Origin of the sequence: Streptomyces sp. NPDC091682 (assembly GCF_044756625.1) — a bacterium.
In the GTDB taxonomy this organism is placed as follows: Bacteria; Actinomycetota; Actinomycetes; order Streptomycetales; family Streptomycetaceae; genus Streptomyces.
In genome coordinates, this window is the sequence record NZ_JBIVTH010000022.1 from 71,463 (window position 1) to 94,324 (window position 22,862).

20 protein-coding genes and 1 other RNA gene are annotated in these 22,862 nt (G+C 72.3%); 11 read left to right on the forward strand and 10 right to left on the reverse strand.

All coding sequences use genetic code 11. The features are described 5' to 3' along the window. Positions 1-6 precede the first annotated feature (6 nt). On the reverse strand, positions 7-972 hold the full coding sequence (locus tag ACIQK6_RS35250) for a LysR family transcriptional regulator (protein WP_329101495.1): 966 nt from the start codon (positions 970-972) through the stop codon (positions 7-9). 94 nt (positions 973-1,066) lie between these two features. On the opposite strand from ACIQK6_RS35250, the gene ACIQK6_RS35255 reads away from it, so the two are divergent. Genes ACIQK6_RS35255 through ACIQK6_RS35265 form a run of 3 tightly spaced genes read left to right on the forward strand, consistent with a single transcriptional unit; the run spans position 1,067 to position 2,913 of the window. Next, the gene (locus tag ACIQK6_RS35255) at positions 1,067-2,347 is read left to right on the forward strand and encodes an MFS transporter (RefSeq protein ID WP_402696642.1); all 1,281 of its coding nucleotides are present in this window, start codon (positions 1,067-1,069) and stop codon (positions 2,345-2,347) included. A gap of 36 nt (positions 2,348-2,383) precedes the next feature. Beyond that, positions 2,384-2,659: a type II toxin-antitoxin system Phd/YefM family antitoxin gene (locus ACIQK6_RS35260; RefSeq protein ID WP_030010371.1), complete on the forward strand. Its 276-nt coding sequence runs from the start codon at positions 2,384-2,386 to the stop codon at positions 2,657-2,659. Next, complete coding sequence (locus tag ACIQK6_RS35265) at positions 2,656-2,913, forward strand: Txe/YoeB family addiction module toxin (RefSeq protein ID WP_081523370.1); 258 nt, start codon at positions 2,656-2,658, stop codon at positions 2,911-2,913. The genes ACIQK6_RS35260 and ACIQK6_RS35265 overlap by 4 nt, the downstream gene beginning before the upstream one ends. Positions 2,914-2,968: 55 nt before the next feature. Here ACIQK6_RS35265 and ssrA read toward each other — a convergent pair. From ssrA to ftsE, 5 genes are all read right to left on the reverse strand, one after another. Continuing rightward, positions 2,969-3,357, reverse strand: a transfer-messenger RNA (tmRNA) gene (gene ssrA / locus ACIQK6_RS35270). A gap of 82 nt (positions 3,358-3,439) precedes the next feature. Beyond that, a complete protein-coding gene (smpB, locus tag ACIQK6_RS35275; protein ID WP_329101493.1) occupies positions 3,440-3,925 on the reverse strand; it encodes an SsrA-binding protein SmpB in 486 nt (161 codons plus the stop codon). 18 nt (positions 3,926-3,943) lie between these two features. Then, positions 3,944-5,125, reverse strand: a complete 1,182-nt coding sequence (locus tag ACIQK6_RS35280; protein ID WP_329101491.1) for a S41 family peptidase — start codon at positions 5,123-5,125, stop codon at positions 3,944-3,946. 67 nt (positions 5,126-5,192) lie between these two features. Then, complete coding sequence (ftsX, locus tag ACIQK6_RS35285; RefSeq protein WP_329101489.1) at positions 5,193-6,164, reverse strand: permease-like cell division protein FtsX; 972 nt, start codon at positions 6,162-6,164, stop codon at positions 5,193-5,195. 17 nt (positions 6,165-6,181) lie between these two features. Continuing rightward, entirely contained in the window at positions 6,182-6,871 is a 690-nt protein-coding gene (ftsE, locus tag ACIQK6_RS35290; RefSeq protein WP_030771648.1) for a cell division ATP-binding protein FtsE, read from the reverse strand. 235 nt (positions 6,872-7,106) lie between these two features. Between ftsE and ACIQK6_RS35295 the strand changes: the two genes are divergently transcribed. Next, the gene (locus tag ACIQK6_RS35295) at positions 7,107-7,298 is read left to right on the forward strand and encodes a hypothetical protein (protein WP_030724207.1); all 192 of its coding nucleotides are present in this window, start codon (positions 7,107-7,109) and stop codon (positions 7,296-7,298) included. A gap of 135 nt (positions 7,299-7,433) precedes the next feature. Here the strand turns inward: ACIQK6_RS35295 and prfB are convergent, their stop codons facing one another. Beyond that, positions 7,434-8,543 (reverse strand): peptide chain release factor 2, encoded by a 1,110-nt coding sequence (gene prfB / locus ACIQK6_RS35300; RefSeq protein ID WP_266595922.1) that lies wholly within the window; start codon positions 8,541-8,543, stop codon positions 7,434-7,436. 316 nt (positions 8,544-8,859) lie between these two features. On the opposite strand from prfB, the gene ACIQK6_RS35305 reads away from it, so the two are divergent. Further along, positions 8,860-9,861, forward strand: a complete 1,002-nt coding sequence (locus ACIQK6_RS35305) for a 2-oxoglutarate and iron-dependent oxygenase domain-containing protein (RefSeq protein ID WP_329101486.1) — start codon at positions 8,860-8,862, stop codon at positions 9,859-9,861. Positions 9,862-9,984: 123 nt separating this feature from the next. On the opposite strand, the gene ACIQK6_RS35310 is transcribed toward ACIQK6_RS35305, so the two are convergent. Next, complete coding sequence (locus ACIQK6_RS35310; protein ID WP_329101484.1) at positions 9,985-11,232, reverse strand: serine/threonine-protein kinase; 1,248 nt, start codon at positions 11,230-11,232, stop codon at positions 9,985-9,987. 160 nt (positions 11,233-11,392) lie between these two features. After that, positions 11,393-13,174, reverse strand: coding sequence for a serine/threonine-protein kinase (locus ACIQK6_RS35315; RefSeq protein ID WP_329101482.1), 1,782 nt, complete (start codon positions 13,172-13,174; stop codon positions 11,393-11,395). Between the two features lie 436 nt (positions 13,175-13,610). On the opposite strand from ACIQK6_RS35315, the gene ACIQK6_RS35320 reads away from it, so the two are divergent. The 4 genes from ACIQK6_RS35320 (at position 13,611) to ACIQK6_RS35335 (ending at position 20,291) form a co-directional block, all read left to right on the forward strand. Next, positions 13,611-16,535 carry an FtsK/SpoIIIE domain-containing protein gene (locus tag ACIQK6_RS35320; RefSeq protein ID WP_402696624.1) on the forward strand — a complete coding sequence of 975 codons (2,925 nt, stop codon included), beginning with the start codon at positions 13,611-13,613 and terminating at the stop codon, positions 16,533-16,535. Between the two features lie 96 nt (positions 16,536-16,631). Then, positions 16,632-17,990, forward strand: a complete 1,359-nt coding sequence (locus ACIQK6_RS35325) for an ABC transporter substrate-binding protein (protein ID WP_329101478.1) — start codon at positions 16,632-16,634, stop codon at positions 17,988-17,990. Positions 17,991-18,093: 103 nt separating this feature from the next. Next, a complete protein-coding gene (locus ACIQK6_RS35330; protein WP_329107896.1) occupies positions 18,094-19,359 on the forward strand; it encodes a sugar ABC transporter permease in 1,266 nt (421 codons plus the stop codon). After that, on the forward strand, positions 19,356-20,291 hold the full coding sequence (locus tag ACIQK6_RS35335; protein WP_329101477.1) for a carbohydrate ABC transporter permease: 936 nt from the start codon (positions 19,356-19,358) through the stop codon (positions 20,289-20,291). The genes ACIQK6_RS35330 and ACIQK6_RS35335 overlap by 4 nt, the downstream gene beginning before the upstream one ends. Before the next feature lie 45 nt (positions 20,292-20,336). Here ACIQK6_RS35335 and ACIQK6_RS35340 read toward each other — a convergent pair whose 3' ends face one another. Further along, complete coding sequence (locus ACIQK6_RS35340) at positions 20,337-20,984, reverse strand: TetR/AcrR family transcriptional regulator (protein ID WP_329101476.1); 648 nt, start codon at positions 20,982-20,984, stop codon at positions 20,337-20,339. A 136-nt stretch (positions 20,985-21,120) separates the two neighbouring features. On the opposite strand from ACIQK6_RS35340, the gene ACIQK6_RS35345 reads away from it, so the two are divergent. After that, complete coding sequence (locus ACIQK6_RS35345; protein ID WP_329101474.1) at positions 21,121-22,032, forward strand: ABC transporter permease; 912 nt, start codon at positions 21,121-21,123, stop codon at positions 22,030-22,032. Then, positions 22,025-22,813, forward strand: coding sequence for an ABC transporter ATP-binding protein (locus ACIQK6_RS35350; RefSeq protein ID WP_329101472.1), 789 nt, complete (start codon positions 22,025-22,027; stop codon positions 22,811-22,813). Before ACIQK6_RS35345 ends, ACIQK6_RS35350 begins: the two co-directional genes overlap by 8 nt. Positions 22,814-22,862: the final 49 nt, after the last annotated feature.

The following is a 22,862-nucleotide window of genomic DNA, read 5'->3' on the forward strand; positions in this document are numbered from 1 at the left end:
TTGCTCTCACCCGCCGCCGGGGGCGCCTGTGAGCGCGGCCGGGCGCCAGCTCGCCGGGGGCACTTCCAGCCAGCCGCGTTCGCCGCCGAGCCCGGCCACGGCCCGGTGCAGCGCTTCGAGTCCGGGGTGGCCGAAGCCCTTGCGCCAGACCATGGACAGCGGGGACAGCGGTACGGGGTCGACCAGCGGGCGCTTGACGGACCCGGGCATGTCGACGAAGTCGACGGTCACCAGCACCGGATGGCCGGTCTTGGCCATGACCCGGCGGAACTCGTCCTTGCCGATGGCCACGGGCGCGGGCGGCGCCATCAGGATCCCCCGCCCGGCGAACAGCTCGCGCGCGAGCCCCGTCCACTCCAGGGTGCGCGGATTGCCGGCGCCCGCGTACACGGTCTCCCCGGCCAGCGCGTCGAGCGGTACGGCCGCCAGCCCGGCCAGCGGGTGTCCTTCGGGCAGCAGCACGGCGAGCGGTTCGTAGCGCACGGGCCGGTGCGCGAGGCGCGAGCGCCACACCGGGTCCAGCCCGTCGGCGTACCCGAAGGAGACGTCGAGGCGGCCGGCGGCGATCTCGGCGGCGGCGTGGGTCAGTCCGCTCTCCCAGCGGGCCATCAGCTCGCAGTCCGGGGCCAGCTCCCGGGCCCGGTCCAGCACGGTGCGCGCGGTGCTCGGGCCGTCGGTGTTCAGGTCGACGAGCAGCGCGCGGGGCGCGGCGAAGGCGGCGGCGACCGCCTCGTGCGCGGCCAGCACCCGCCGGGCCAGCGGCAGCAGCCGCTCCCCGTCGGCGGTCGGCTCGACGGCGCGGGTCGTACGGACGAACAGCACGGTGCCGAGGGCCTCTTCGAGCCGTCGCACGTCCCGGCTCAGCGCCTGCTGGGCGACGTAGAGCCGGGCGGCGGCGCGGGTGAAGTGCAGTTCCTCGGCGACCGCGACGAACCCGCGCAGCAGCCGGGGATCCACATCGCGGGGCATCATCCCCGGAGACTAACAACAGATCGGCGTGAATGGCCGCCGAACAGGTGTTGGACGGTCCCCCGGGTCCGGGCCGAGGGTGGTGGTCATGCCCCTCATGGCCGTCACCGGCAGCACGCTCGTCCTCGCCGCCCCGCCCGCTCCGCCCGTCCCGCCCGTCCCTCCGGTCCCCGCCCGCGTCCTCCCGCGCCCGCCGCGCACGCCGGGCCCGCTGGCCCCCTACCGGCGCCTGTTCGCACTGCCCGGCACCCGCGGTTTCACCGCCGGGAACCTCCTCGCCCGCCTCCCCATGGGCATGTTCGGGATCAGCGCGGTCATGATGATCGCCGGCCAGCGCGGCTCGTACGCCCTCGCCGGCGCGGTCTCGGCGACGGGACTGGCCGCCACCGCGCTGGTCGGGCCGTGGACCGCCCGGCTGATCGACCGGCACGGCCAGGCCAAGATCGCCGTCCCGGCCACCCTGATCGCGGTCCTCGGCTCGCTGTCCCTGGTCGTGTGCGTCCGTACCGGCGCCCCCGCCTGGACCCTCTTCGCCTCGTACGCCGCGACCGCCACCACCCCCAACATCGGCGGCATGTCCCGCGCCCGCTGGACGCACCTGCTGCGCGGCGACGCGGGCGCGCACCACACGGCGATGTCCTTCGAACAGGCCGCCGACGAGCTCTGCTTCATGCTCGGCCCGGTGCTGGCGGCCTTCCTCTGCTCGGTCGTCCTCCCCGAGGCCGGCACCCTCACCGCGGCCGCCCTGCTGCTGACCGGCATGCTGGTCTTCACCTCCTGCCGCGCCACCCAACCCCCGGTGAAGGCGGCCACGCGTCACGGCTCGCCGCTGCGCGCCCTCGGTCCGCTGCTGCCGCTCTTCTTCGCCACTGGGGTGGTCTTCGGCTCGATGGAGATCGCCTCGATCGCCCACCTTGACGCGCTGGGCCTGGGCGCCGCCTCCGGCCCGGTGCTGGCCCTCCAGGCGGCGGGCTCCTGCGCGGCCGGCCTGCTCTACGGCACGATGCGCCCGCTCGGCCTGCGCACCTGCTTGGTCGTCATGGCCGCCGCGATGGCCCTGCCCTGGCTCGCGGCGGGCACGGGCTCGTTGTTCCCGCTGGCCTGCGCGCTGCTGCTGGCGGGCATGGCCACGGCTCCGACGATGGTGACGGCGATGTCCCGGGTCCACGCGCTCATCCCGGAGGGCCGCCTCAACGAGGGCATGACCCTCGCGGTCACCGCCATCTTCGCGGGCATCTCCCTGGGCGCGGCCACGGCGGGCAACCTGGTCGACCGTCTGGGCCCGGCGACCGCCTACGCCCTCCCGGCGGCGGCGGCCGTCCTCGCGCTCGCGGCCACGAAAGTCGTACCGGTTTTCAGTACCAGAGACGTACCATAAACTCGTACGAGTACGACCCGGAGAGAGGAGCGCACCATGTCCATAAGCGCCAGCGAAGCCAGGGCGACCCTGTTCCCGCTGATCGAGCGCGTGAACACCGACCACGCCCCGGTGCGCATCACCTCCAAGAGCGGTGACGCGGTCCTCATGTCCGCCGACGACTACGACTCCTGGCAGGAGACCGTGTACCTCCTGCGCTCCCCCGCCAACGCCCAGCGATTGATGGAGGCCGTCGCGCGTGACCGCGAGGGCGCCTCCACGGTCGTCAGGACGCTGGACGAGCTGAGGGAGTTGGCCGGGGGCGAGGAGTGAGGAGCGTCCACTTCGACCCCGCCGCCTGGGAGGACTTCCTGTTCTGGCTCTCGTCGGACCGGAAGATGGCCCGACGGATCACTCGCCTGATCGGCGAGATCCAGCGGGACCCCTTCACCGGCATCGGCAAGCCCGAGCCGCTGAAGGGCGAGTTGACGGGCTACTGGTCCCGCCGCATCGACGACGAGCACCGCCTCGTGTACCGGGCCGACGACAAGGAAGTGAAGGTCCTCAAGGCCCGCTACCACTACTGACGCATGACGAAGGCCCCGCAACCGAGAGGCTGCGAGGCCTTTGCCCACATGGGATGAGTGGAGATGGCGGGAATCGAACCCGCGTCCAACGGTGCAGAAGCAGGGCTTCTCCGAGCGCAGTCCGCTGCGCTTTTCTCAGCCCCGGAGATCACACGGACAAGTCTCCGACGGGCTCAGTCACTGTTTGATTTCCCTCCAACCCCCGCGACCGGGGCTAGAGGTTTAGATCCCTAATTGACGCCAGGATCCGGACCGGGACCACTTCCGGGCTGACGCTCCTCACAGAGGCTTCAGCTCACTGTTATTAGGCAGCGAGGGTGAAGCGGGAGTTATCGCTCTTGGAGTTGGCGATTATTTTTTGCGACATATGGTTAGCGAGATCATTGCCGCTTCCTCGGCTCGCTTCCCCTGCATCGACATCCGCTGTCGAAACCGATCATCCCCATGTTTTTTTAACAAGCTGCTCCACCCCGGGGGGTGGTGCTGACGCCATGGTACGCGAAGTGGACCACCGCGTGCCAGGTGATTAAACCGTGCCGCGCTGCTTGCGACGGATGGCCGAGATCGCCCGGTTCGTCTCGCGGGTGTCCTGCTTCTCCCGCAGCGTCTGCCGCTTGTCGTACTCCTTCTTGCCCTTCGCCAGCGCGATCTCGATCTTCGCCCGGCCGTCCTTGAAGTACAGCGACAGGGGCACGATCGTGTGACCCGACTCGTCGGCCTTGCGCTCGAGCTTGTCGATCTCCTCGCGGTGCATGAGGAGCTTGCGCTTGCGCCGGGCGCTGTGGTTGGTCCAGGTGCCCTGGCTGTACTCCGGCACGTGCACGTTGTAGAGCCAGGCTTCCCCGCCCTCCACCGACACGAAGCCGTCGACCAGCGAGGCCCGGCCCTGACGCATGGACTTGACCTCGGTGCCCGTGAGCACGAGACCGCACTCGTAGGTGTCGATGATCGCGTAGTCGTGACGCGCCTTCTTGTTCTGGGCGATCAGCTTGCGCCCTTTTTCCTTAGCCATAGTGCGGTCATTTTCGCACTACGGACCCACCCCGAGGCCACCCAATACCGTGACGGCCCGCTCCTCGACCGCCTCGCCCGCCGGCACGTCCGGGGCGATGCCGGCGCCTTCCAGGCTGCGGCCCGCCGGCGTGCGGTACGTGCCCACCGTCAGCTCGGCCACCGAGCCGTCCGGGAGCTCGGTCGGCATCTGCACCGAGCCCTTGCCGAAGGTCCGGCTGCCCACGGCCACCGCCCGGCCCCGGTCCTGCAGGGCGCCCGTCACCAGTTCGGCCGCGCTCATCGTGCCGCCGTCGACCAGGGCCACCAACGGTCGGGTGGTGTCACCGCCCTCGGCCGCGTACAGGACCCGCTGCTCGCCCCGGACGTCGTACGTGGCCACGAGCCCGCCGTCGAGGAAGGCCGAAGCGGCGGTGACCGCCTCGGTGACCAGCCCGCCCGGGTTGCCGCGCAGGTCGAGCAGGATCCCCCGGTCGGGCGGGGCCGCGCGGACGGCGGCCTTGACGCGATCGCCGGAACCGCGGGTGAAGGAGGCGACCTTGATGACCGTGACCCCGTCCGGGCGCTGCCGTACGGTCACCGGCTCGGTGCGCAGCTGCTCGCGGCGCACGGTCTCGGTGAGGTCGGCGCCGTCCCGGCTCAGGTTCAGCACGACGGGGGTGCCGGCGTCGCCTCGCAACAGGGCGACCACGTCGGTGACGGCGAGGCCCGTCACGGCGTGCCCGTCGACGCTCATCAGCCGGTCCCCCGCGCGCACTCCGGCCCGGGCTGCGGGGCTGCCGGGCTGGACCCTGTCGACCTTGATCATGCCGTCGGCGGCCCGGCCGGCCCACACCCCGACGCCGGTCCAGCGGCCGTCGAGGCCCTCGGCGAAGGCGGCGTACTCGCTCTGGTCGTAGACGGCGCCCCAACGGTCGCCGCTGCGGCTGACGACCTCCTGGGCCGCCTTCTTCCCCGACTTCCCCTCGGCGACGGCCTCGGCGACGGCACGGGCGACGGCCTCCCGGTCGGCGGTGCCCGCCTCGCGCGGGGGCTCGGCCGCGGGGGCGCCGGCCATGGCCGCGGCGGCCTCGGCGCCCTCCTCGTGATCCCAGCATCCGGTTAAGGCACCGGTGGCGACGGCAGCGAGGAAGGCCAACGTCAAGACGGCCCCGCGACGCAGGTCGCGGGGCCGGAGACAGCGAGCGGGCAGACCCAGCATGGCGCCGAGTCTAGGACAAGGCCCGCTCCGGTACGGATGGTTGGCCGTACCGCTCACGGGGCGCTTGTCACACCTTCAGGTACTTGCGCAGGGCGATGAAGGCGGCCATGGAGGGCATCAGGAGGCCGATGAAGAGTACGTACGGGAGCTTGGCCAGCACCGATCCCCAACCCATGAAGTCGATGATCTCGATCTTGTCCCGCAGCCCGACGCCGTGGTCGATCACGAAGTACTGGCCGGAGACGAGCATGCCGCAGGCGAAGAGCGCACCGATGAGGCCGGCGACGGCCGCCTCCATGATGAAGGGGACCTGGATGTAGAAGCTGGAGGCGCCCACCAAACGCATGATCCCCGTCTCACGCCGTCGGCTGAAGGCGGAAACGCGCACGGTGTTGACGATCAGCAACAGCGCCACGATCAGCATGATCAGCATGATGGCGAGCGCCGCGACGTTGAGGTAGTTGAGGATCCGGAAGAGGTCGTCGATGGCCTGCCGCTGGTCGTCGACGGTGTGGATGCCGTCGCGGCCGACGAAGGCGGAGGTGACGACCTTGTACTTCTCCGGGTCCTTCAGCTTGACCCGGAAGGACTCCTGCATCTGGTCCGGGGTGATGGAGGAGGCGAGCGCCGTGTGCCCGAACCGCTCCTGGTAGTGCTTGTACGCCTCGTCCGCCGACTCGTAGGCGACGGACTTCACCAGGGACATGTTCTTGAGCTCGGACTCGATCTGCTTCTTCTGCTCCTCGGTCACCGCGCCCTTGGCGCAGGTGGTGACGCCCGTGGAGGCCACCGGCGTCCCGTCGGCCTTCTTGGCGGCGGCCTCGCTCGCCTCCACGGCGTCCTGCTTGTTGCAGAGGTAGATCGAGACGTTGGCCTTGTCGTACCAGTAGCCCTTCATCTTGCTCACCTGCTCGCTCATGAGCATGGAGCCGCCAAACAGGGCCAGGGAGAGGCCCACCGAGATGATGACCGCGAAGGTCATGGTGAGATTGCGACGGAGACCGACGCCGATCTCCGACATGACGAACTGGGCGCGCATTGCGTCTCAGGGACCTTTCAGTGCTGGTAGCCGTAGACGCCGCGCGACTGGTCGCGCACGAGTCGGCCCTGTTCGAGTTCGATGACGCGCTTGCGCATCTGGTCGACGATCTGCTGGTCGTGGGTGGCCATGATCACGGTGGTGCCGGTCCGGTTGATCCGGTCCAGCAGCTTCATGATCCCGACCGAGGTCTGCGGGTCGAGGTTGCCGGTGGGCTCGTCCGCGATCAGCAGGGCGGGGCGGTTGACGAAGGCGCGGGCGATGGCCACGCGCTGCTGCTCACCACCGGAGAGCTCGCCGGGCATGCGGTCCTCCTTGCCGCCGAGGCCGACGAGTTCGAGGACCTGCGGGACGGCCTTGCGGATCTCGCCCCGCGGCTTGCCGATGACCTCCTGGGCGAAGGCCACGTTCTCGGCCACCGTCTTGTTGGGGAGCAGGCGGAAGTCCTGGAAGACGGTCCCCAGCTGGCGCCGCATCTGCGGAACCTTCCAGTTGGAGAGCTTGGCGAGGTCCTTGCCCAGGACGTGCACCTGGCCGTGGCTCGCCCGCTCCTCGCGCAGGATGAGTCGCAGGAAGGTGGACTTGCCGGAGCCGGAGGAGCCGACCAGGAAGACGAACTCGCCCTTCGCGATGTCGAGGGAGACTTCCCTGAGTGCGGGACGGCTCTGCTTCGGGTAGGACTTGGAGACACTGTCGAATCGGATCACGGGTGCACCACGGTCGCCGGGAGTAGGTGTGCGTGACCATACGCGAACGGGCGCGAGGTGTGGACCCGGCCTCCGGACTTGCCCGATTTATCCCGGCGTGCGGTCGCTCGGGAACGTGATTGCCCGGACGGGCCGCGCCGAATGTCGGCGAAGCTGGCACAGTGGTAGGGGGAACGCTCCGGTTCCCCGCGCCGTTATAGGCGACAGAAGACCGAGGGGACGAGAGGAGGAGCGCATGACATATGACCGGCTCGTGTGCGCGAACTGCGCCGCACCCGTCAGCCAGGGCCGCTGCCCTGTGTGCCGGGCGAACCGGGAGCGCCTCCAGCAGGAGGGCCCCTTCTCCGGCCTTAACCCCGTGACGCTCATCGCGCTCATGGTGGTCCTCGTGACGGCCCTGGTCCTGGTGGCCCAGCACACCGCCTAGACCGCCCGACCGTGGTGCCCGCGGTCGGCCCGCGCCACGTTCCGATCGCACGCGCGAGAAGGGCCCGGACACCTGGTGTCCGGGCCCTTCCGCTGAACGTCTGCGCGTACGCTCCGTACGCCCGCCCTCCGAGGGTTACGCGGTCTGCTCCTGCTGCTTGCGCCAGCGGATCCCGGCCTCCAGGAAGCCGTCGATCTCGCCGTCGAGCACCGCCTGCGGGTTGCCGACCTCGAACTCCGTCCGCAGGTCCTTGACCATCTGGTACGGGTGCAGGACGTAGGAGCGCATCTGGTTGCCCCAGGAGCTGCCGCCGTCCTTGAGGGCGTCCATCTTGTCCTTCTCCTCCTGGCGGCGCCGCTCCAGCAGCTTGGCCTGGAGGACGTTCATGGCGCTCGCCTTGTTCTGGATCTGCGAGCGCTCGTTCTGGCAGGAGACCACGATGCCGGTCGGGATGTGCGTGATGCGGACCGCCGAGTCGGTGGTGTTGACGCCCTGGCCGCCGGGGCCGGAGGCGCGGTACACGTCGACGCGCAGTTCGGCCTCGTCGATCTCGACGTGGTCGCTGGTCTCCACGACCGGGAGCACCTCGACGCCCGCGAAGGAGGTCTGGCGGCGGCCCTGGTTGTCGAAGGGCGAGATGCGCACGAGGCGGTGGGTGCCCTGCTCGACGGAGAGCGTTCCGTAGGCGTACGGGGCCTTGACGACGAAGGTGGTCGACTTGATGCCGGCCTCTTCCGCGTACGAGGTCTCGTAGATCTCGGTCGAGTAGCCGTGCCGCTCGGCCCAGCGCAGGTACATGCGCTGGAGGCGCTCGGCGAAGTCGGAGGCGTCGACGCCACCGGCCTCGGCACGGATGTTGACCAGGGCCTCGCGCTCGGCGTACTCGCCGGAGAGCAGGGTCCGGACCTCCATCTCGTCCAGCGCCTTGCGGACGGAGACCAGCTCGGTCTCGGCCTCGGCCAGGGTGTCCGCGTCGTCCATCTCCTGGGCGAGGTCGAAGAGCACCCCGAGGTCGTCGATGCGCCCCCGCAGCGTCTCGGTCTTGCGGACCTCCGCCTGGAGGTGCGAAAGCTTGCTCGTGATCTTCTGGGCGGCCTCCGGGTCGTCCCACAGGGACGGCGCAGCGGCCTGCTCCTCGAGCACGGCGATATCTGCCCTCAGCTTGTCGAGGTCCAGGACGGCCTCGATCGACCCCATGGTCGAGGAGAGGGACTTCAGCTCTTCGGAAACATCGACGACTGCCACGGGTCCAGCGTAGCCGGTCCCCGGACAACGCAGTCCGGGCAGGCCGAATCACCCGTTCTGGTGATGGATCGTACGGGCGTACCCTCTCTCTATGACCGTTCTCCTCGTCAAGCGCCGCCATGTCGACCACATGCGTGTCACGACGACGAGCTGTCCGCCGCCGGACCGAACCCAAGCCTGATCCACCACGATCCGACTTGGTCCTGTACGCGGCCCCCGTGGTCCCGGCACCATCCCTGTCGGAGACCCGCCCCCCGCCCGCGGCCCCCACCACCTCTGGGGAACAGGACCCCGTGACATCCGAAACGGAGCCGTCATGCCGTCCGCGCACTCTCTCCCCGTCCTGGACCTCTCCCAGGCCGACGACCCGGCCCAGCGGGCCGATTTCCTGAAGAAGCTGCACGCAGCCGCCCGGGACACCGGTTTCCTGCACCTGACCGGGCACGGCGTTACCGCCGCCGAGAGCGCCCGCATCCTGGAAGTGACCAGGGCCTTCTTCGCCCTCCCGGAAGCCGACCGGCTCGCCGTCAGCAATCTGAACTCCCCCCACTTCCGGGGCTACACCCGAATCGGCCACGAGCTGACCGGCGGCGCCTCCGACTGGCGGGACCAGCTGGACGTCGGCGCGGAGCGCCCGGCGCCCGTCGTGGGGCCGGACGACCCGGCGTTCCTGTGGCTGGAGGGCCCGAACCAGTGGCCCGCCGCCCTCCCCGAGCTCCGTACGGTGGTCCTGGACTGGCAGACCCGGCTCGCGGCGGTCGCCCACCGCCTGCTCCAGGAGCTTCTCGTGGCGATCGGCGCCCCGGCGGACTTCTTCGACGAGGCCTTCGCGGACCGCCCGCACCTGCACACCAAGCTGATCCGCTACCCGGGATCGGCCCCCTCCGGCGCCGACCAGGGGGTCGGCGCGCACAAGGACTACGGCTTCCTGACGCTCCTGCTGCAGGACTCGGTGGGCGGCCTCCAGGTGGTCCGGGACGGCGGCTACGTGGACGTTCCGCCGATGCCGGGCGCCTTCGTGGTCAACCTGGGCGAGCTGCTGGAGATCGCGACCGAGGGCTATCTGACGGCGACGGACCACCGGGTGGTCAGCCCGCCCGGCGCGGTGGAGCGGTACTCGGTGCCGTTCTTCTACAACCCGCGTCTGGACGCGGTGATCGAGACCGTCCCGGGCGACTACCTGCGTTCCGCGCCCGGTGTCGCGCACGACGAGTCGAACCCGCTGCACGCCCAGTACGGCCGCAACGAGCTGAAGGGCTGGGTCCGCGCCCACCCGGCGGTGGCGCGGCGCTGGCACCCGGAACTGGCCGCGGTGTAGCCCCTGGGCTCCGCCCGGGCCTGCACCTCAAACGCCGGCGAGGCTGAACATTTCGGCCTCGCCGGCGTTTGAGGCGCGGGGGTTCGGGGGCGGTGCCCCCGACCACGGCGCCGCACCCGGCGGCTACCGCTTCGCGGGGACCGACTGCTTGCTGTCCTGCGGGGGCGGGGCCTCGTCGCCCGAGACGGCCAGCCACGTGCCCAGACCGATCGCCGAGGCCAGGGCCAGGGCCGATACCGAGAGGATCAGGCGGCGCTTGCGGGCCGCCTCCGCGCGGTGGCGGGCGGAGCCGGGGCGGTGACCGCCCGCCGGGCGCGGAACGCGGGCGGTGCCCAGCGCCCCGCCCGCCAGCTCGTCGGGCCCCGGCACCCGCATCGAGGTGTGGGTGTCCCGGTTGGAGTCGGTCGCCGAGCCCGGCACCAGCGGGACCACGCCCCGCCGCCGGACCGGGTCGGCCGCCGGTTCCTCCGAGGGCTCGGGGTCCGGATCCGCGTCGTCCGGCTCGTCCACGTCCAGTGGCGGCATGCCGGCCAGCATCGGCAGCAGGTCCCGCAGCCGGACCGACAGCTCCGAGGCCCGCAGCCGCGAGGCCGGGGCCTTGGCCAGGCACTGCACCATGAGCTGCCACAGCTCGTCGGGGATCCCCGGCAGCGGGACCACCGTCTCCGTCACGTGCCGCCGCAGGACCGCGCCCGGGTGGCCCCCGCCGAAGGGGGTGAATCCGGCCAGCAGCTCGTACAGGACCGTGGCCAGGGCGTAGATGTCCACCGCGGCACGCGGGGGCAAGCCCTCGACGATCTCCGGCGCCAGGTAGTCCGGGGTGCCGATGATCCGGGTCGTCGGGGCCGAGGCGCGGCCCGTGGAGGCCCGCCGCGGGGAGTCGATCAGCTTGGCCACGCCGAAGTCGGTCAGCAGCGCCGGGTGCGAGCCGCCGGGGCCGAGCCGGCCCTGCATGTCCAGCAGGACGTTCTCCGGCTTGACGTCCCGGTGGACGACGCCCGCCGCGTGCGCCGCCGCCAGCGCGTCGGCGACGTCCGCGACGATGGCCACGGCCGCCTCGGGGGCCAGCCGCCGTTCCCGGTCCAGGCGCGTGCGCAGGTCCGTGCCGCGGACGAGGTCCATGACGAGGGCGAGGTCGTTGCCGTCCACGACGAGGTCGCGGACGGACACGACGTGCGGATGCTCCAGGCCGAGCAGCGCGCTGCGCTCCTGGACGAACCGTCCGACGAGTTCCTGGTCGGACGCGAGGTCTTCGCGCAGCAGTTTGACGGCGACGGGCCCGTCAGGCCCCTCGCCCAGCCACACCGTGCCCGCGCTGCCGCGCCCCAGGATCTGGTGCGCGGTGTACCGGCTGCCGATCTTCCGTGCCACGACTGCTCCCTCAGCGGCTGGCGTACGCACCAAAGCTACGCGGCCGGGTGGGCATGAGAAGCCAGCAGGGGTCCGGATTCGCGGCGACCTTCACTTCTGCGAGCGAAATCATGTCCCAGAAGTCGACAAATCCACGAAGTCGGAGCTACGGGGGTTCGTTTCAGGGCTTGGTGGAGCCCGAGGAACCCGCGGAGTCCCCGATCGTGCTGACCCAGTCCACGGCGTTGCCGCCCCAGGTCCAGACCTGGTCCCACCAGCCCCGGCCGGTACCGATCCACTCCTGAAGCGGGGTCAGTTCCCAGACCAGCCAGCCGGCGACGAAGAACACCAGGATCAACACCAGGCAGCCCTTGAGGCAGCCGAGGCCGGGGATCCGCACCGGGTTGGCGCTGCGGCGGCGCGGCTCGCGGGGCTCCCGGGGAGCCGGCCGCTGCTGCGGCGGGGGCTGCGGGGGCTGCTGCTGCGGCGGCGGCTGGCGGTACTGGGGCTGCTGCGGCTGAGGCTGCTGCTGGTACGGCTGGGGCTGGTGCTGCTGCGGCTGGTAGTGCTGCGGCGGCGGGGGCGGCGCGTACTGCTGCTGGGGCGGCTGCTGCGGCGGGCGGTACTGCGGCTGTTGGGGCTGCTGGTACTGCTGCTGTGGGGGCGGCGGGCCCTGCCGGTACTGCGGCGGCTGCTGGGGCTGCTGCGGCTGCTGGGGCCGGTGCTGCGGCGGCGGGGGCGCCTGCCGCTGCGGGCGACGGCGCAGCGGGTCCTCGTTCGGGTCGAGGTACTGGATCTGGGTCTGCTCGTTGCGGTCGCGGACGGCCTGCATCTGCGACTGCCACGGGTGCGGCGAATCGGGCTGCTGCACCGGGGGCATCACCGAGGTCGGGTCGGCCCCGGGGCCCGCCGCCTCCCCCGGCCCTCCGGGCCGGGCGGACCCCATGGGCAGCACCGAGGTGGCGTCGGCCGCGCCGACCGGCGGCATGACGCTCGTCATGGCGTTCGGGTCGTACGCGCCCGCGTCGGGGGTCTCGGGGACCGGGGCCGGCGAGGGGTCGGGCGCGAGCAGCGCGCCCACGCCGAGCGCGGCCTCCACCTCGGCGGCCGAGGAGTGCACGCCGATGCCGGAGGCCACCACGCGCAGCCCGCGGGCCAGGCTCTCGGCACTGGGGCGCTCGTTCGGCTCCTTGCGCAGGCAGCGCTCGATGACCGTCCACAGCGGCTCGGGCACGGTCGAGGGCCGCTGCGGGTCCTCGCTGAGGTGGCGGTGGAGCACTTCGAGCGCGGTGCCACCGGCGAACGGCGGGCGCCCGGTGAGCAGCTCGTACAGCAGGATGCCGGCGCCGTAGATGTCGACGGCGGAGGTCTGCGGGCGGCCCTCGGCGGACTCGGGCGCGACGTAGGCCGGGGTGCCGACGAACTCGTGGGTGCGGGTCAGGCCCGGGGAGTCGGCGAGGCGGGCGATACCGAAGTCGGTGAGCATCGGCTTCATCTGCCCGCCGCGCTCGTCGAGCAGCACGTTGGCCGGTTTCAGATCCCGGTGGACCACTCCGTCGGCGTGACTGGCGGCGAGGGCGTCGGCGATCTGGGCGGTCAGCAGGCTCGCAGCGACGGGCGTGAAGGGGCCGTTCTCCCGCAGGTACCGGTGCAGGTCCGGGCCGTCGATCAGGTCCATGACCAGGGCCAGCAGATCGCCCTCGACGACGAGGTCGCGGGTGCGCACGATGTTGGGGTGGGTCAGGCGCAGCAGGACCGAGCGCTCCCGCAGGAAGCGCATGACGATGTCGGGGTCCTGGGCCAGCTCCTCCTTGAGGACCTTGATGGCCACGGTCTCGCCGGGCTGTCCCGCGACGGCCGCCTCCGCGCCGGCGGCCTCCCTCTGGCGGGCACGCCAGACAGTGCCCGTGGCGCCGCGCCCGAGCGGCTCCTCGAGCAGGTACTTGCTGCCGACTGGCCGCACGTCTCGCGCTCCCCTGCTGTCGTCGGATGTGGTCGATCCGCTGATTGGTTTTCCGGCCCACTCTAGGGGGTGTCCCCCGGGAAGACGCCGGTCCCCGGAGGTTGGTTGCCGCACATATGTGCGGAGGGTGATGTTCGCGGGGTATGCCGGAGGCGATTTTCCCCGTCTTCCACCGCCTTGGTGGCCGGATCTGATCGGGGTCCGACCCGGGTCCCAACACATCAAGATCATTTATTGCCGGGCGCCGGGCGTGTTGTCCGTGACAGGTGCGAGGATGCACACGTACGGACGGCACGGGACGGGAGCCCCGCCTTCCGGGCAGACCTGACCGGACGACGCGTCCGTGCCGGGTGGGGGGCGACCGGACGGTCATGTCACGGGATTTCCCCGCCGGGCGCACACACCGCGCACCGCGCAGAAGGGACCGCTGACGGCGATGCAGATCCGGCTGACCGTCCTTGGGTCGCGCAGCGGCCACCAGACCGCGACCGCCCCCGCGAGCTGTGACGTACTCGTCACCGCCCCCGTCGGCACCGCGCTGGCCGCGGTCGCCTCCGGGCTCGCGGCGACCGTCGGCGGGCCCGACACCGGGGGCACGGTCGTGCTGTACGCCGGCTCCGAGCGCCTCGACCTCCAGCGGCGGGTGCTCGGCGAGCCGCCGCTGGTGGACGGCGCGGTACTGGCGTTGCACGGGCCCGTACCGGACGTCCTCCCGGAGGACGGCCTCGGCGCGGCCCAGCTGCACGTCGTCGCCGGACCCGACGCGGGCGGGGTGCACCTGCTGCACAGCGGGCAGATCCGGGTGGGCCGCTCCGCCGATGCCGACGTCCCCCTCGACGACCCCGACGTCTCCCGATTGCACTGCGCGGTCACGGTGATCCCCGACGGGCGGGTCGCGGTGGCCGACCTGAACTCGACGAACGGCACCGCGCTGGACGGCTCCCCGGTGGGGGCGCAGCCCGTCGCCCTGCCCCCGGGGGCGCTGCTGCGGGTCGGCGAGTCCACCCTGCGGCTGGCCCCCGCGGGCGCTCCCGCGCTGTCGGTGACCCCGGACCTCCAGGGCCACCTGTCGGTCGCCACCCGGCCCGTCGCCGCCCTCCCGCTCCCCGGCCCGCTCCCCGGCCCGCTCCCCGGGGCGGATCCGGCCGTACCCGGGCCCGATCCGGAGGCGCCCGAAGTCCCCGACGCCCCCAACGCCCCCGGCGCATCCCGCGAAGCCGGGCCGCAGGGCGCGGCGCCGGGCCCTGGCTCCGGGACCGGGACCGGGCGACGCAAGGGCATAGGCGCTTGGGCCCGCAAGTGGGTGCGCGGCGAGGAACCCGCCGAGGCCCCGCCGGAACCGGTGGCCGCCGCGCCCGACCCCGACGATCCCGCCGCGGTGCTGCTGGCCGCGATGGGCCCCACCGAGCGCCTGTGGTCCCGTACGCCCGGACATCCCGCCGTACTGGAGGTGGGGCTCGGCGCCGGGAGCCGGGTGTCCCTGCCCGCCGTCGGCGCCCTCGGGCTGGCCGGCCCGCGGAACCGGCTGGCCGGGGCCGCCCGCTGGGTCGTCGCGCAGCTCGCGGCGCTGCACGCGCCGGGGCAGCTGGAGATCGTGCTCGTCTCCGCCGACCGGGCGCGCGGCCTCGCCGACCGGCGGCGCGACTGGGGCTGGCTCGGCTGGCTGCCCCACGTACGGCCGGCACACGGCCAAGACTGCAGGCTCCTGCTGGCGTACGACCGCGACCAGGCCGTCGCCCGCACGGGTGAGCTGACCCGGCGCCTCGACGAGGGTCCGCTCGGCGTGCACTGGACCGCCGCCGATGCCGGACAGATCCGGCGGGCCGCCGCCATCTACGAGGGCCCGTACACGCTCGTCGTCCTCGACGGCGATCCCGGAGCCGGCCCGCTGCGCGACATCACCGGTCGGCTCGCCTCGCACGGCCCGGCCGCCGGGATCCACGTCCTCGTGCTCGCCGAGGCCCCGGCCGCCACCGCCGCTTCGCCGGTCGAAGAGACGTACGAGGCCGCCTGCACGAGCTCCCCCGCCTTCCGGGACTGCGGCGCGGTCGCCCTGCTCAGCGGCGACGTGGCCACGGCCGTACGCACCTTCACGATCAGCGGCGGCAGGCCGGTCCCGTCGGGGGGCACCGCCACCGCCGACGCCGTCTCCGCCGCCTGGGCCGAGCGCTTCGCCCGGGCCCTGGCCCCGCTGCGCACCGCCGAGGGCGGCTCCGCCGAGCCCTACCGGCCGGCCGCGGCCGCCCTGCCGGCCACCGCGCGGCTGCTGGACGAGCTGGGGCTGGCCCGGGCCACCCCGGCCTCCCTGATGGCATGTTGGGCCGCCGCCACCGACCAGGGGCAGGGCGTGGGCGGCCTCGCCGAGATCGTGCTGGGCAGCGGCCGCCGCGGGCCCGTCGGCACCGAACTCGTCCACGACGGCCCGCACCTGCTCGTCGAGGGGCCCGCCGGGAGCGGGCGGACCGAGCTGCTGCGCTCGGTGGCCGCGTCGCTGTCCGCGGCCGCCCGGCCCGACCGGCTGGGGCTGCTCCTCCTCGACGGGGCCGGCGGCGAGCGCGGCGACGGGCTGCTGCCCTGCACCGAACTCCCGCACGTCTGCGCCCACCTGGTCGCCTCCGATCCGCTGCGCATGCGGGAGTTCGCGCAGGCGCTGGGCGCGGAGCTCAAGCGCCGCTCCGAGCTGCTGGAGGACCTGTCCTTCGCCGAGTGGCACGCACAGCGCGAAGTGTCCGACCGCATGGTCGCGCCGCGCCGGCCCAGCCCGGGCGAGCACCGCGGCGACCTCGACCCCCAGCGGACCGGCACGCTGCGGCTGAGGGCCGCGACCACCCGTACCGATCCGCCCGGGCCCAGCCCGCTGCCCCGCCTGGTGGTGCTCGTGGACGACCTCGACGCGCTGGTCGCGCCGGGTCTGGGCAGTGCGGGCCGCCCCGCCGCGGGCTCGGTGGTCCGGGCCCTGGAAGCGGTGGCCCGCGAGGGCGCCCGGCTCGGTGTGCACCTGGTGGCCGCCAGCGCCCGCCCGGATCGTACGGCGGACACCGGACCGGCCCGCCTGGTCACCCTGCGCGTGGAGCTCGACGCCCCCGACCAGCCGGGTCCGGGGCGCGGCCTGCTCCGTTTCGGTGACGGCCGGACGGTCCCCTTCCAGGCGGGACGGGTCACCGGCCGGATCCCCCGGACGGCGACCCAGCGGCCGACCGTCGTCCCGGTGGAGTGGGAGCGGATGGGCGATCCGCCGGCCCGCCGCCCGGTGCGTGAGCTGGGCAACGGGCCCACCGACCTCGCACTGCTGGCCAGCGCCCTGGAGCGGGCCTCGCACCTGGTCTCGGCGATACCCGTGCTGTTCCCGCCCGCGCCCTGACGGGCGGCCGCGCCCCCGCGAGGCGGTATTGCGGGGGCGCACTGCTCGGCGTAGACCTTGTGGTCCAGGACACATCACGGGCATCGGGGGCGAACCATGCGCAGGCACGGAACGAGCCGTACGACACTCACCTGGACGGCGCTCGCCGCGGCGGCCGCCCTCACGCTCGGCGCGTGCGGGGACGGCGGGACGGAGGAACCGCAGGGGCCCGAGGGCAGCACGGCCGCACCCCGGGTGCAGTTACCGAAGCTGCCCGGCGAGAAGCTGGAGGTCGCCGCGGTCTGGACGGGCCCGGAGCAGGAGAACTTCACCAAGGTCCTGAAGGAGTTCGAGAAGCGGACGGGTGCCTCCGTCACCTTCGTCCCGGCCCAGGACCCGATCGTCACCTTCCTCGGCGCGAAGATCGCGGGTGGTGCGCCGCCGGACGTGGCGCTGCTCCCGCAGGTCGGGGCGCTGAAGGCGGCCGTGGAGAACAAGTGGGCGCAGCCGCTCGGCCCGGAGGCCGCCGCCCAGCTCGATGCGAACTACTCCAAGGGCTGGCGGACGCTCGGCGCCGTCGGGGACACCCAGTACGGCGTGTACTACAAGGCCGCGAACAAGTCGCTGATCTGGTACAACGCGAAGGCCTTCGAGGCGGCGGGGGTCAAACCTCCGAAGACCTGGAAGGACCTGATCACCGCGGCCGACACGCTGTCCGCCTCCGGCACCCCGGCCGTCTCGGTGGCGGGTGCGGACGGCTGGACCCTCACCGACTGGTTCGAGAACATCTACCTCTCCCAGGCCGGGCCGGAGAAGTACGACCAGTTGGCCAAGCACCAGATCAAGTGGACGGACGACAGCGTCAAGCAGGCGTTGACCACGCTCGGCGAGCTGTTCGGCCGCAAGGACTTCCTGGCGGGCGGGCCGAGCGGGGCGCTGTCCACCGAGTTCCCGAAGTCGGTGACGCAGACCTTCACCGGCGGCGACCGGCCGGCGGCCGCGATGGTCTTCGAGGGCGACTTCGTGGCGGTGAACATCGCGCAGACGCAGGCGAAGGTGGGCGAGGACGCCCTCGTCTTCCCCTTCCCGGCGGTCGGCGGGAAGGCTCCGGTGGTCTCGGGGGGCGACGTGGCGGTCGCCTTGAAGCCGTCGAAGGGGGCGCAGGCGCTGCTGACCTTCCTGGCCTCGCCGGACGCGGCGGAGATCCACGCCCGGCAGGGCGGCTTCGTCTCCCCGAACAAGGCGGTGGACCCGGGCGCCTATCCGAACGCCATCCAGCGGGACATCGCCAAGGCGCTGATCGCCGCGGGCGACGACTTCCGCTTCGACATGTCGGACCAGGCCCCGGCGGCCTTCGGCGGGACCCCGGGCGCGGGCGAGTGGAAGGCGCTCCAGGACTTCCTGGCCAACCCGTCGGACGTGGCGGGCACCCAGGCGAAACTGGAGGCGGACGCGGCCAAGGCCTACGGGAACTGATCCCGTGCCGGCCCCTGCCGCCAAGGGCGTCGCATCCGAGCGCGTCGAGTCCAAGGGCGCCGAGTCCAAGGGCGTCGTCTCCGCGGAGGCGCGGCGCCGCCGGCTGATCGCGGCGGCGTTCCTCCTCCCGGCCCTCGTGCTGCTCGGTGCGCTCGTCGTGCACCCGATCGGCTACTCCCTCTACCGCAGTCTCTTCGACCGTTCCGGCGACACCTTCGTCGGCGGTGACAACTACCGCGAGATCCTGAGCGACGACACCATCCGCACCGCCCTGAAGAACACGGCGCTGTGGGTGGTGTTCGCCCCGGCCACGGCCACCGCCCTCGGTCTGGTCTTCGCGGTCCTCACCGAACGGGTGCGCTGGGGAACGGCGTTCAAGCTGCTGGTGTTCATGCCGATGGCGATCTCGATGTTGGCCGCGGGCATCATCTTCCGGCTCGTCTACGACCACGATCCCGACCGCGGGGTCGCCAACGCGGTCTGGGTCGGGGTCCACGACACCTTCGCGGAGTCCTCGGCCTTCCCCAAGGCCCGCCCGGGCCGCGACTCGCCGCTCGCGGACGCCGGAGGCGGTGCCTTCGTCACCCGCGACCCCGTCCGCGCGGGTACCCCGGTGCTGCTCCCGCTGGTCGGCGTGGCCCCGGAGGCGCTGCCGGAGGGGACCCGTACCGCGGGCCGGCCCGCGGCCGTGCCGGGGAAGGTCACCGGCACCGTCTGGCAGGACTTCACCCGGGGCGGGGGCGGGGCGACGAACGTGGTCGACCCGACCGAGCAGGGTTACGCCGGAATGCGGATCGAGGCGGTCAAGGACGGCCGGGTGGTCGATGCGGCGACGGCCGGTGCAGACGGCGCCTTCACCCTGTCCGCGAAGGCCGACGGGGCCCTGCTGCGGCTGCCCGCGGCCAACTTCCGGGAGGCGTACGCGGGGGTGCAGTGGCTCGGCCCGGCGCTCGTCACGCCGGCGGTCATCGGGGCGTACGTATGGATGTGGGCCGGTTTCGCGATGGTGCTGATCGGGGCCGGGCTGGCCGCCGTACCGCGTGAGCTGCTGGAGGCGGCGCGCGTGGACGGGGCGAACGAGTGGCAGGTGTTCCGGCGGATCACCGCCCCGCTGCTGGCGCCGGTCCTGGTGGTCGTGCTCGTCACCCTCGTCATCAACGTCATGAAGATCTTCGACCTGGTCTTCGTGATCGCGCCGGGCGCGGTCCAGGACGACGCGAACGTGCTCGCGCTCCAGCTGTACCGGACTTCCTTCGGTACGGACGCCGATCCGGGGCTGGGCAGCGCCATCGCCGTGCTGCTGCTGGTGCTGGTGATCCCGGTGATGCTCGTGAACATCCGTCGGCTGCGCAAGGAGGGGTCCCGATGAGCCGTTCCGACGCAACGCCGGACCCGACGGCGGTGGACCCGGCGGCGGTGGACCCGGCGGCAGCGGGTTCGGCGGCCGCCGGGCCCTCGTACGCCGCCCTCGTCTCCGCCAAGCTCGCCTCAGGCGCGCTGCGCGTCTTCCTGGTCGTGGCGGCGCTCTTCTGGCTGCTGCCCACGCTCGGGCTGCTGCTCTCCTCGTTCGTCTCCCCCACCGACCTCAACGGCGGCGGCTGGTGGCAGGTGTTCACGGCGCCCTCGCGGCTGACGGCCGACAACTACGAGCGGTTGCTGGCGAACGACACCATCACCGGCTCGCTCCTGAACACGTTCGCGATCGCCGTGCCGGCCACCCTGCTGGTCCTGGTCCTGGGCGCGTTCGCCGGATACGCCTTCGCCTGGCTGGACTTCCCCGGCCGGGACTGGCTGTTCCTCCTCGTCGTCGGACTGCTGGTGGTCCCCGTGCAGGTGGCGCTGATCCCGGTCTCCGAACTCTTCGGCTCCATCGGGCTGTTCGAGACCACGGCGGGCGTGGTCCTCTTCCACACCGCCTTCGGACTGCCCTTCGCCGTGTTCCTGCTGCGCAACTTCTTCGCGGAGATCCCGCGCGAGCTGTTGGAGGCGGCCCGTCTCGACGGGGCGGGTGAACTGCGGCTGTTCGCACGGGTGGTGCTGCCGCTCGGCGGTCCTGCGATCGCCTCGCTCGGCATCTTCCAGTTCCTGTGGGTGTGGAACGACATGCTGGTGGCGCTGGTGTTCGCGGACTCGGCCAGCCCGCCGGTCACGGTCGCGCTGCAGCAGCAGGTACGGCAGTTCGGGAACAACATCGACGTGCTGGCGCCCGGCGCGTTCCTGTCGATGGCGGTCCCGCTCGTCGTCTTCTTCGCCTTCCAGCGGCAGTTCGTCTCGGGGGTGATGGCCGGAGCGATCAAGTGACCCCGGCGCCGGCCCTGGCTGCCGTCCGGCCGTGGCCGGTGCTAGCTAGTCGCCAGCCTCGGAGCTCGCCTTCAGGCCCGCCACCACCTGGTGGGCCAGGACGTCGAGGTGGCCGCCCGTCACGGCGTCCCGGACCACCACCTGGCGCCAGTAAAGCGGGCCGATCAGCAGGTCGAGGGCGTGGGCCGGGTCGATGCCCGCCGGGAGCTCGCCGCGGGCGACCGCGTCCGAGACGATCCCCGCCGCCATCCGACGCTGCCCGTCGAGCAGCGCGCCGCGCACCGCGTCCGCGATCTCCGGGTTCCGCGCCGCCTCCACGAGCAGGTCGGGGATCACCGCGGAGGCCACCGGGTGCCGCAGCACGTGTGACATGACCTCCAGCAGGGCCCGTACGTCCCCGTACAGCGAGCCGGTCGCGGGCACCGGCAGGCCGTCCACCGCGAAGGCCCCCACCAGGTCCAGCACCAGGTGCAGCTTCGACTTCCAGCGCCGGTAGACCGCGGTCTTGCCGACCCCCGCCCGCCGGGCGATGCCCTCGATGGACATCTTCGAGAAGCCGACCGCGGCCAGTTCCTCCACCACCGCGTCGCGGATCGCCTCGGTCACGTCCGCGCGCAGGACGGCGGCCCCGGCGGGGGCCCTACGGGCGGGGGCGGGGGCGGGTGCAGAAGTGGCGGAGGGGTCCGGGGTCATGCAGAGAGCATAACCGCGCTCCGTCACGACGATACGGTTGCGTTCCGACGCTCCGCGCCCTAACCTCGCCGTAGCGACGATACGGACCCGTCCCGACCTTGGCAGTGACGTACTGACCCCGTCGAAAGCGAACCCTGTGACCACCGCGACCGCATCCACGACCGAGCCCGCGCCCTCCGCGGAACTCGCGCGCCTCGCCGCCGCCCACGGCCTCACCCTCAGCGGCGCCCGCCCCACGCTCCCCCGCTACATCGCGGAACTCTGGGACCGCCGCCACTTCGTGACCGCGTACGCGACCGCCCGCATGCAGGCCACGTACAGCACCGCCAAGCTCGGCCAGCTCTGGCACCTGGTGACCCCGCTCCTCAACGCGGCCGTCTACTACTTCATCTTCGGCATCGTGATGAAGGCCAGCCACGGCGTGCCGGACTACGTCCCCTTCCTGATCACCGGCATCTTCGTCTGGGACTTCATCGGCAGCTCCATCAACGCCGGCACCCGCGCCGTCCACAGCAACCGCGGCCTGGTCCGAGCCCTGCACTTCCCGCGCGCCAGCCTGCCCATCTCCACCGTCGTCCAGCTCTTCCAGCAGCTGCTCGTCACCATGGGCGCCCTCGTCATCCTGCTGCTGGCGTTCGGCCAGCGGCCCGCCTGGTCCTGGTTCCTGGCCGTCCCGGCCCTGCTGCTGATGGCCGTCTTCGCCGCCGGCTGCGCGATGGTCATGGCGCGCATCGGCAGCAAGAGCCCGGACGTCAGCCAGCTGATGCCCTTCGTCCTGCGCACCTGGATGTACTCCTCGGGCGTCATGTGGTCCATCGACCAGATGCTCGCCTCGGACCACCTGCCGCACCACTGGGTGCTGACGCTGCTCAAGGTCAACCCCGCGGCCGTCTACATCGACCTGATGCGCTTCGCGCTGATCGACAGCTTCCAGGCGCACTCGCTCCCGCCCCACGCGTGGTTGCTGGCCATCGGCTGGGCCCTGCTCGCCGGCATCGGCGGATTCATCTGGTTCTGGAAGGCAGAAGAGGAGTACGGACGTGGCTGACACCGCGACGCAGACCGACACCCGGGTACCGACCGTCATCGCCGACGGGGTCCACGTCATCTACAAGGTGCACGGCGCCGGCGCCCGCAAGGGCGGAGCCACCGCGGCGCTCAGTCGGGTCTTCTCCCGCAAGGCACCGCCCGGCATCAAGGAGGTGCACGCCGTCAAGGGCGTCACCTTCACCGCGTACAAGGGCGAGGCCATCGGCCTCATCGGCTCCAACGGCTCGGGCAAGTCCACCCTGCTGGCCGCCATCGCCGGCCTCCAGCCGGTGGCCCGCGGCCGGATCTACTCGCACGGCCAGCCGTCCCTCCTCGGCGTGAACGCCGCCCTGATGAACGACCTGACCGGCGAGCGCAACGTCGTCCTCGGCGGCCTCGCGATGGGCATGTCCAGGCAGCAGATCCGCGAGCGCTACCAGGGCATCGTCGACTTCTCCGGCATCAACGAGAAGGACGACTTCATCTCCCTGCCCATGCGGACGTACTCCTCCGGCATGGGCGCCCGCCTGCGGTTCTCCATCGCCGCCGCCAAGGACCACGACGTCCTGATGATCGACGAGGCCCTGGCCACCGGCGACGCCGCCTTCCAGCGCCGCAGCCAGGCGCGCATCGAGGAACTCCGCGAACAGGCCGGCACCGTCTTCCTCGTCAGCCACAGCATCAACACGGTCCGTGAAACCTGCGACCGCGCGATCTGGCTGGAGGCCGGTGTGCTCCGCATGGACGGCCCCTCGAAGGAAGTCTGCGACGCCTACGACGCCTTCACCTCGGGCCGCTGACCCTTTCCTGGGCTCCGCCCAGACCCGCGCCTCATTTCAGCCCCGCCGG

Bases quoted from the DNA above. Each gene is read 5' to 3' on its own strand.
- ACIQK6_RS35340 (WP_329101476.1), bottom strand. From the start codon at position 20,984: ATGACCCCGGACCCCTCCGCCACTTCTGCACCCGCCCCCGCCCCCGCC.
- ACIQK6_RS35255 (WP_402696642.1), top strand. From the start codon at position 1,067: ATGGCCGTCACCGGCAGCACGCTCGTCCTCGCCGCCCCGCCCGCTCCG.
- ACIQK6_RS35280 (WP_329101491.1), bottom strand. From the start codon at position 5,125: ATGCTGGGTCTGCCCGCTCGCTGTCTCCGGCCCCGCGACCTGCGTCGC.
- ACIQK6_RS35295 (WP_030724207.1), top strand. From the start codon at position 7,107: ATGACATATGACCGGCTCGTGTGCGCGAACTGCGCCGCACCCGTCAGC.
- smpB (WP_329101493.1), bottom strand. From the start codon at position 3,925: ATGGCTAAGGAAAAAGGGCGCAAGCTGATCGCCCAGAACAAGAAGGCG.
- ftsX (WP_329101489.1), bottom strand. From the start codon at position 6,164: ATGCGCGCCCAGTTCGTCATGTCGGAGATCGGCGTCGGTCTCCGTCGC.
- ACIQK6_RS35325 (WP_329101478.1), top strand. From the start codon at position 16,632: ATGCGCAGGCACGGAACGAGCCGTACGACACTCACCTGGACGGCGCTC.
- ACIQK6_RS35335 (WP_329101477.1), top strand. From the start codon at position 19,356: ATGAGCCGTTCCGACGCAACGCCGGACCCGACGGCGGTGGACCCGGCG.
- ACIQK6_RS35305 (WP_329101486.1), top strand. From the start codon at position 8,860: ATGCCGTCCGCGCACTCTCTCCCCGTCCTGGACCTCTCCCAGGCCGAC.
- ACIQK6_RS35250 (WP_329101495.1), bottom strand. From the start codon at position 972: ATGATGCCCCGCGATGTGGATCCCCGGCTGCTGCGCGGGTTCGTCGCG.
- ACIQK6_RS35320 (WP_402696624.1), top strand. From the start codon at position 13,611: ATGCAGATCCGGCTGACCGTCCTTGGGTCGCGCAGCGGCCACCAGACC.
- ACIQK6_RS35260 (WP_030010371.1), top strand. From the start codon at position 2,384: ATGTCCATAAGCGCCAGCGAAGCCAGGGCGACCCTGTTCCCGCTGATC.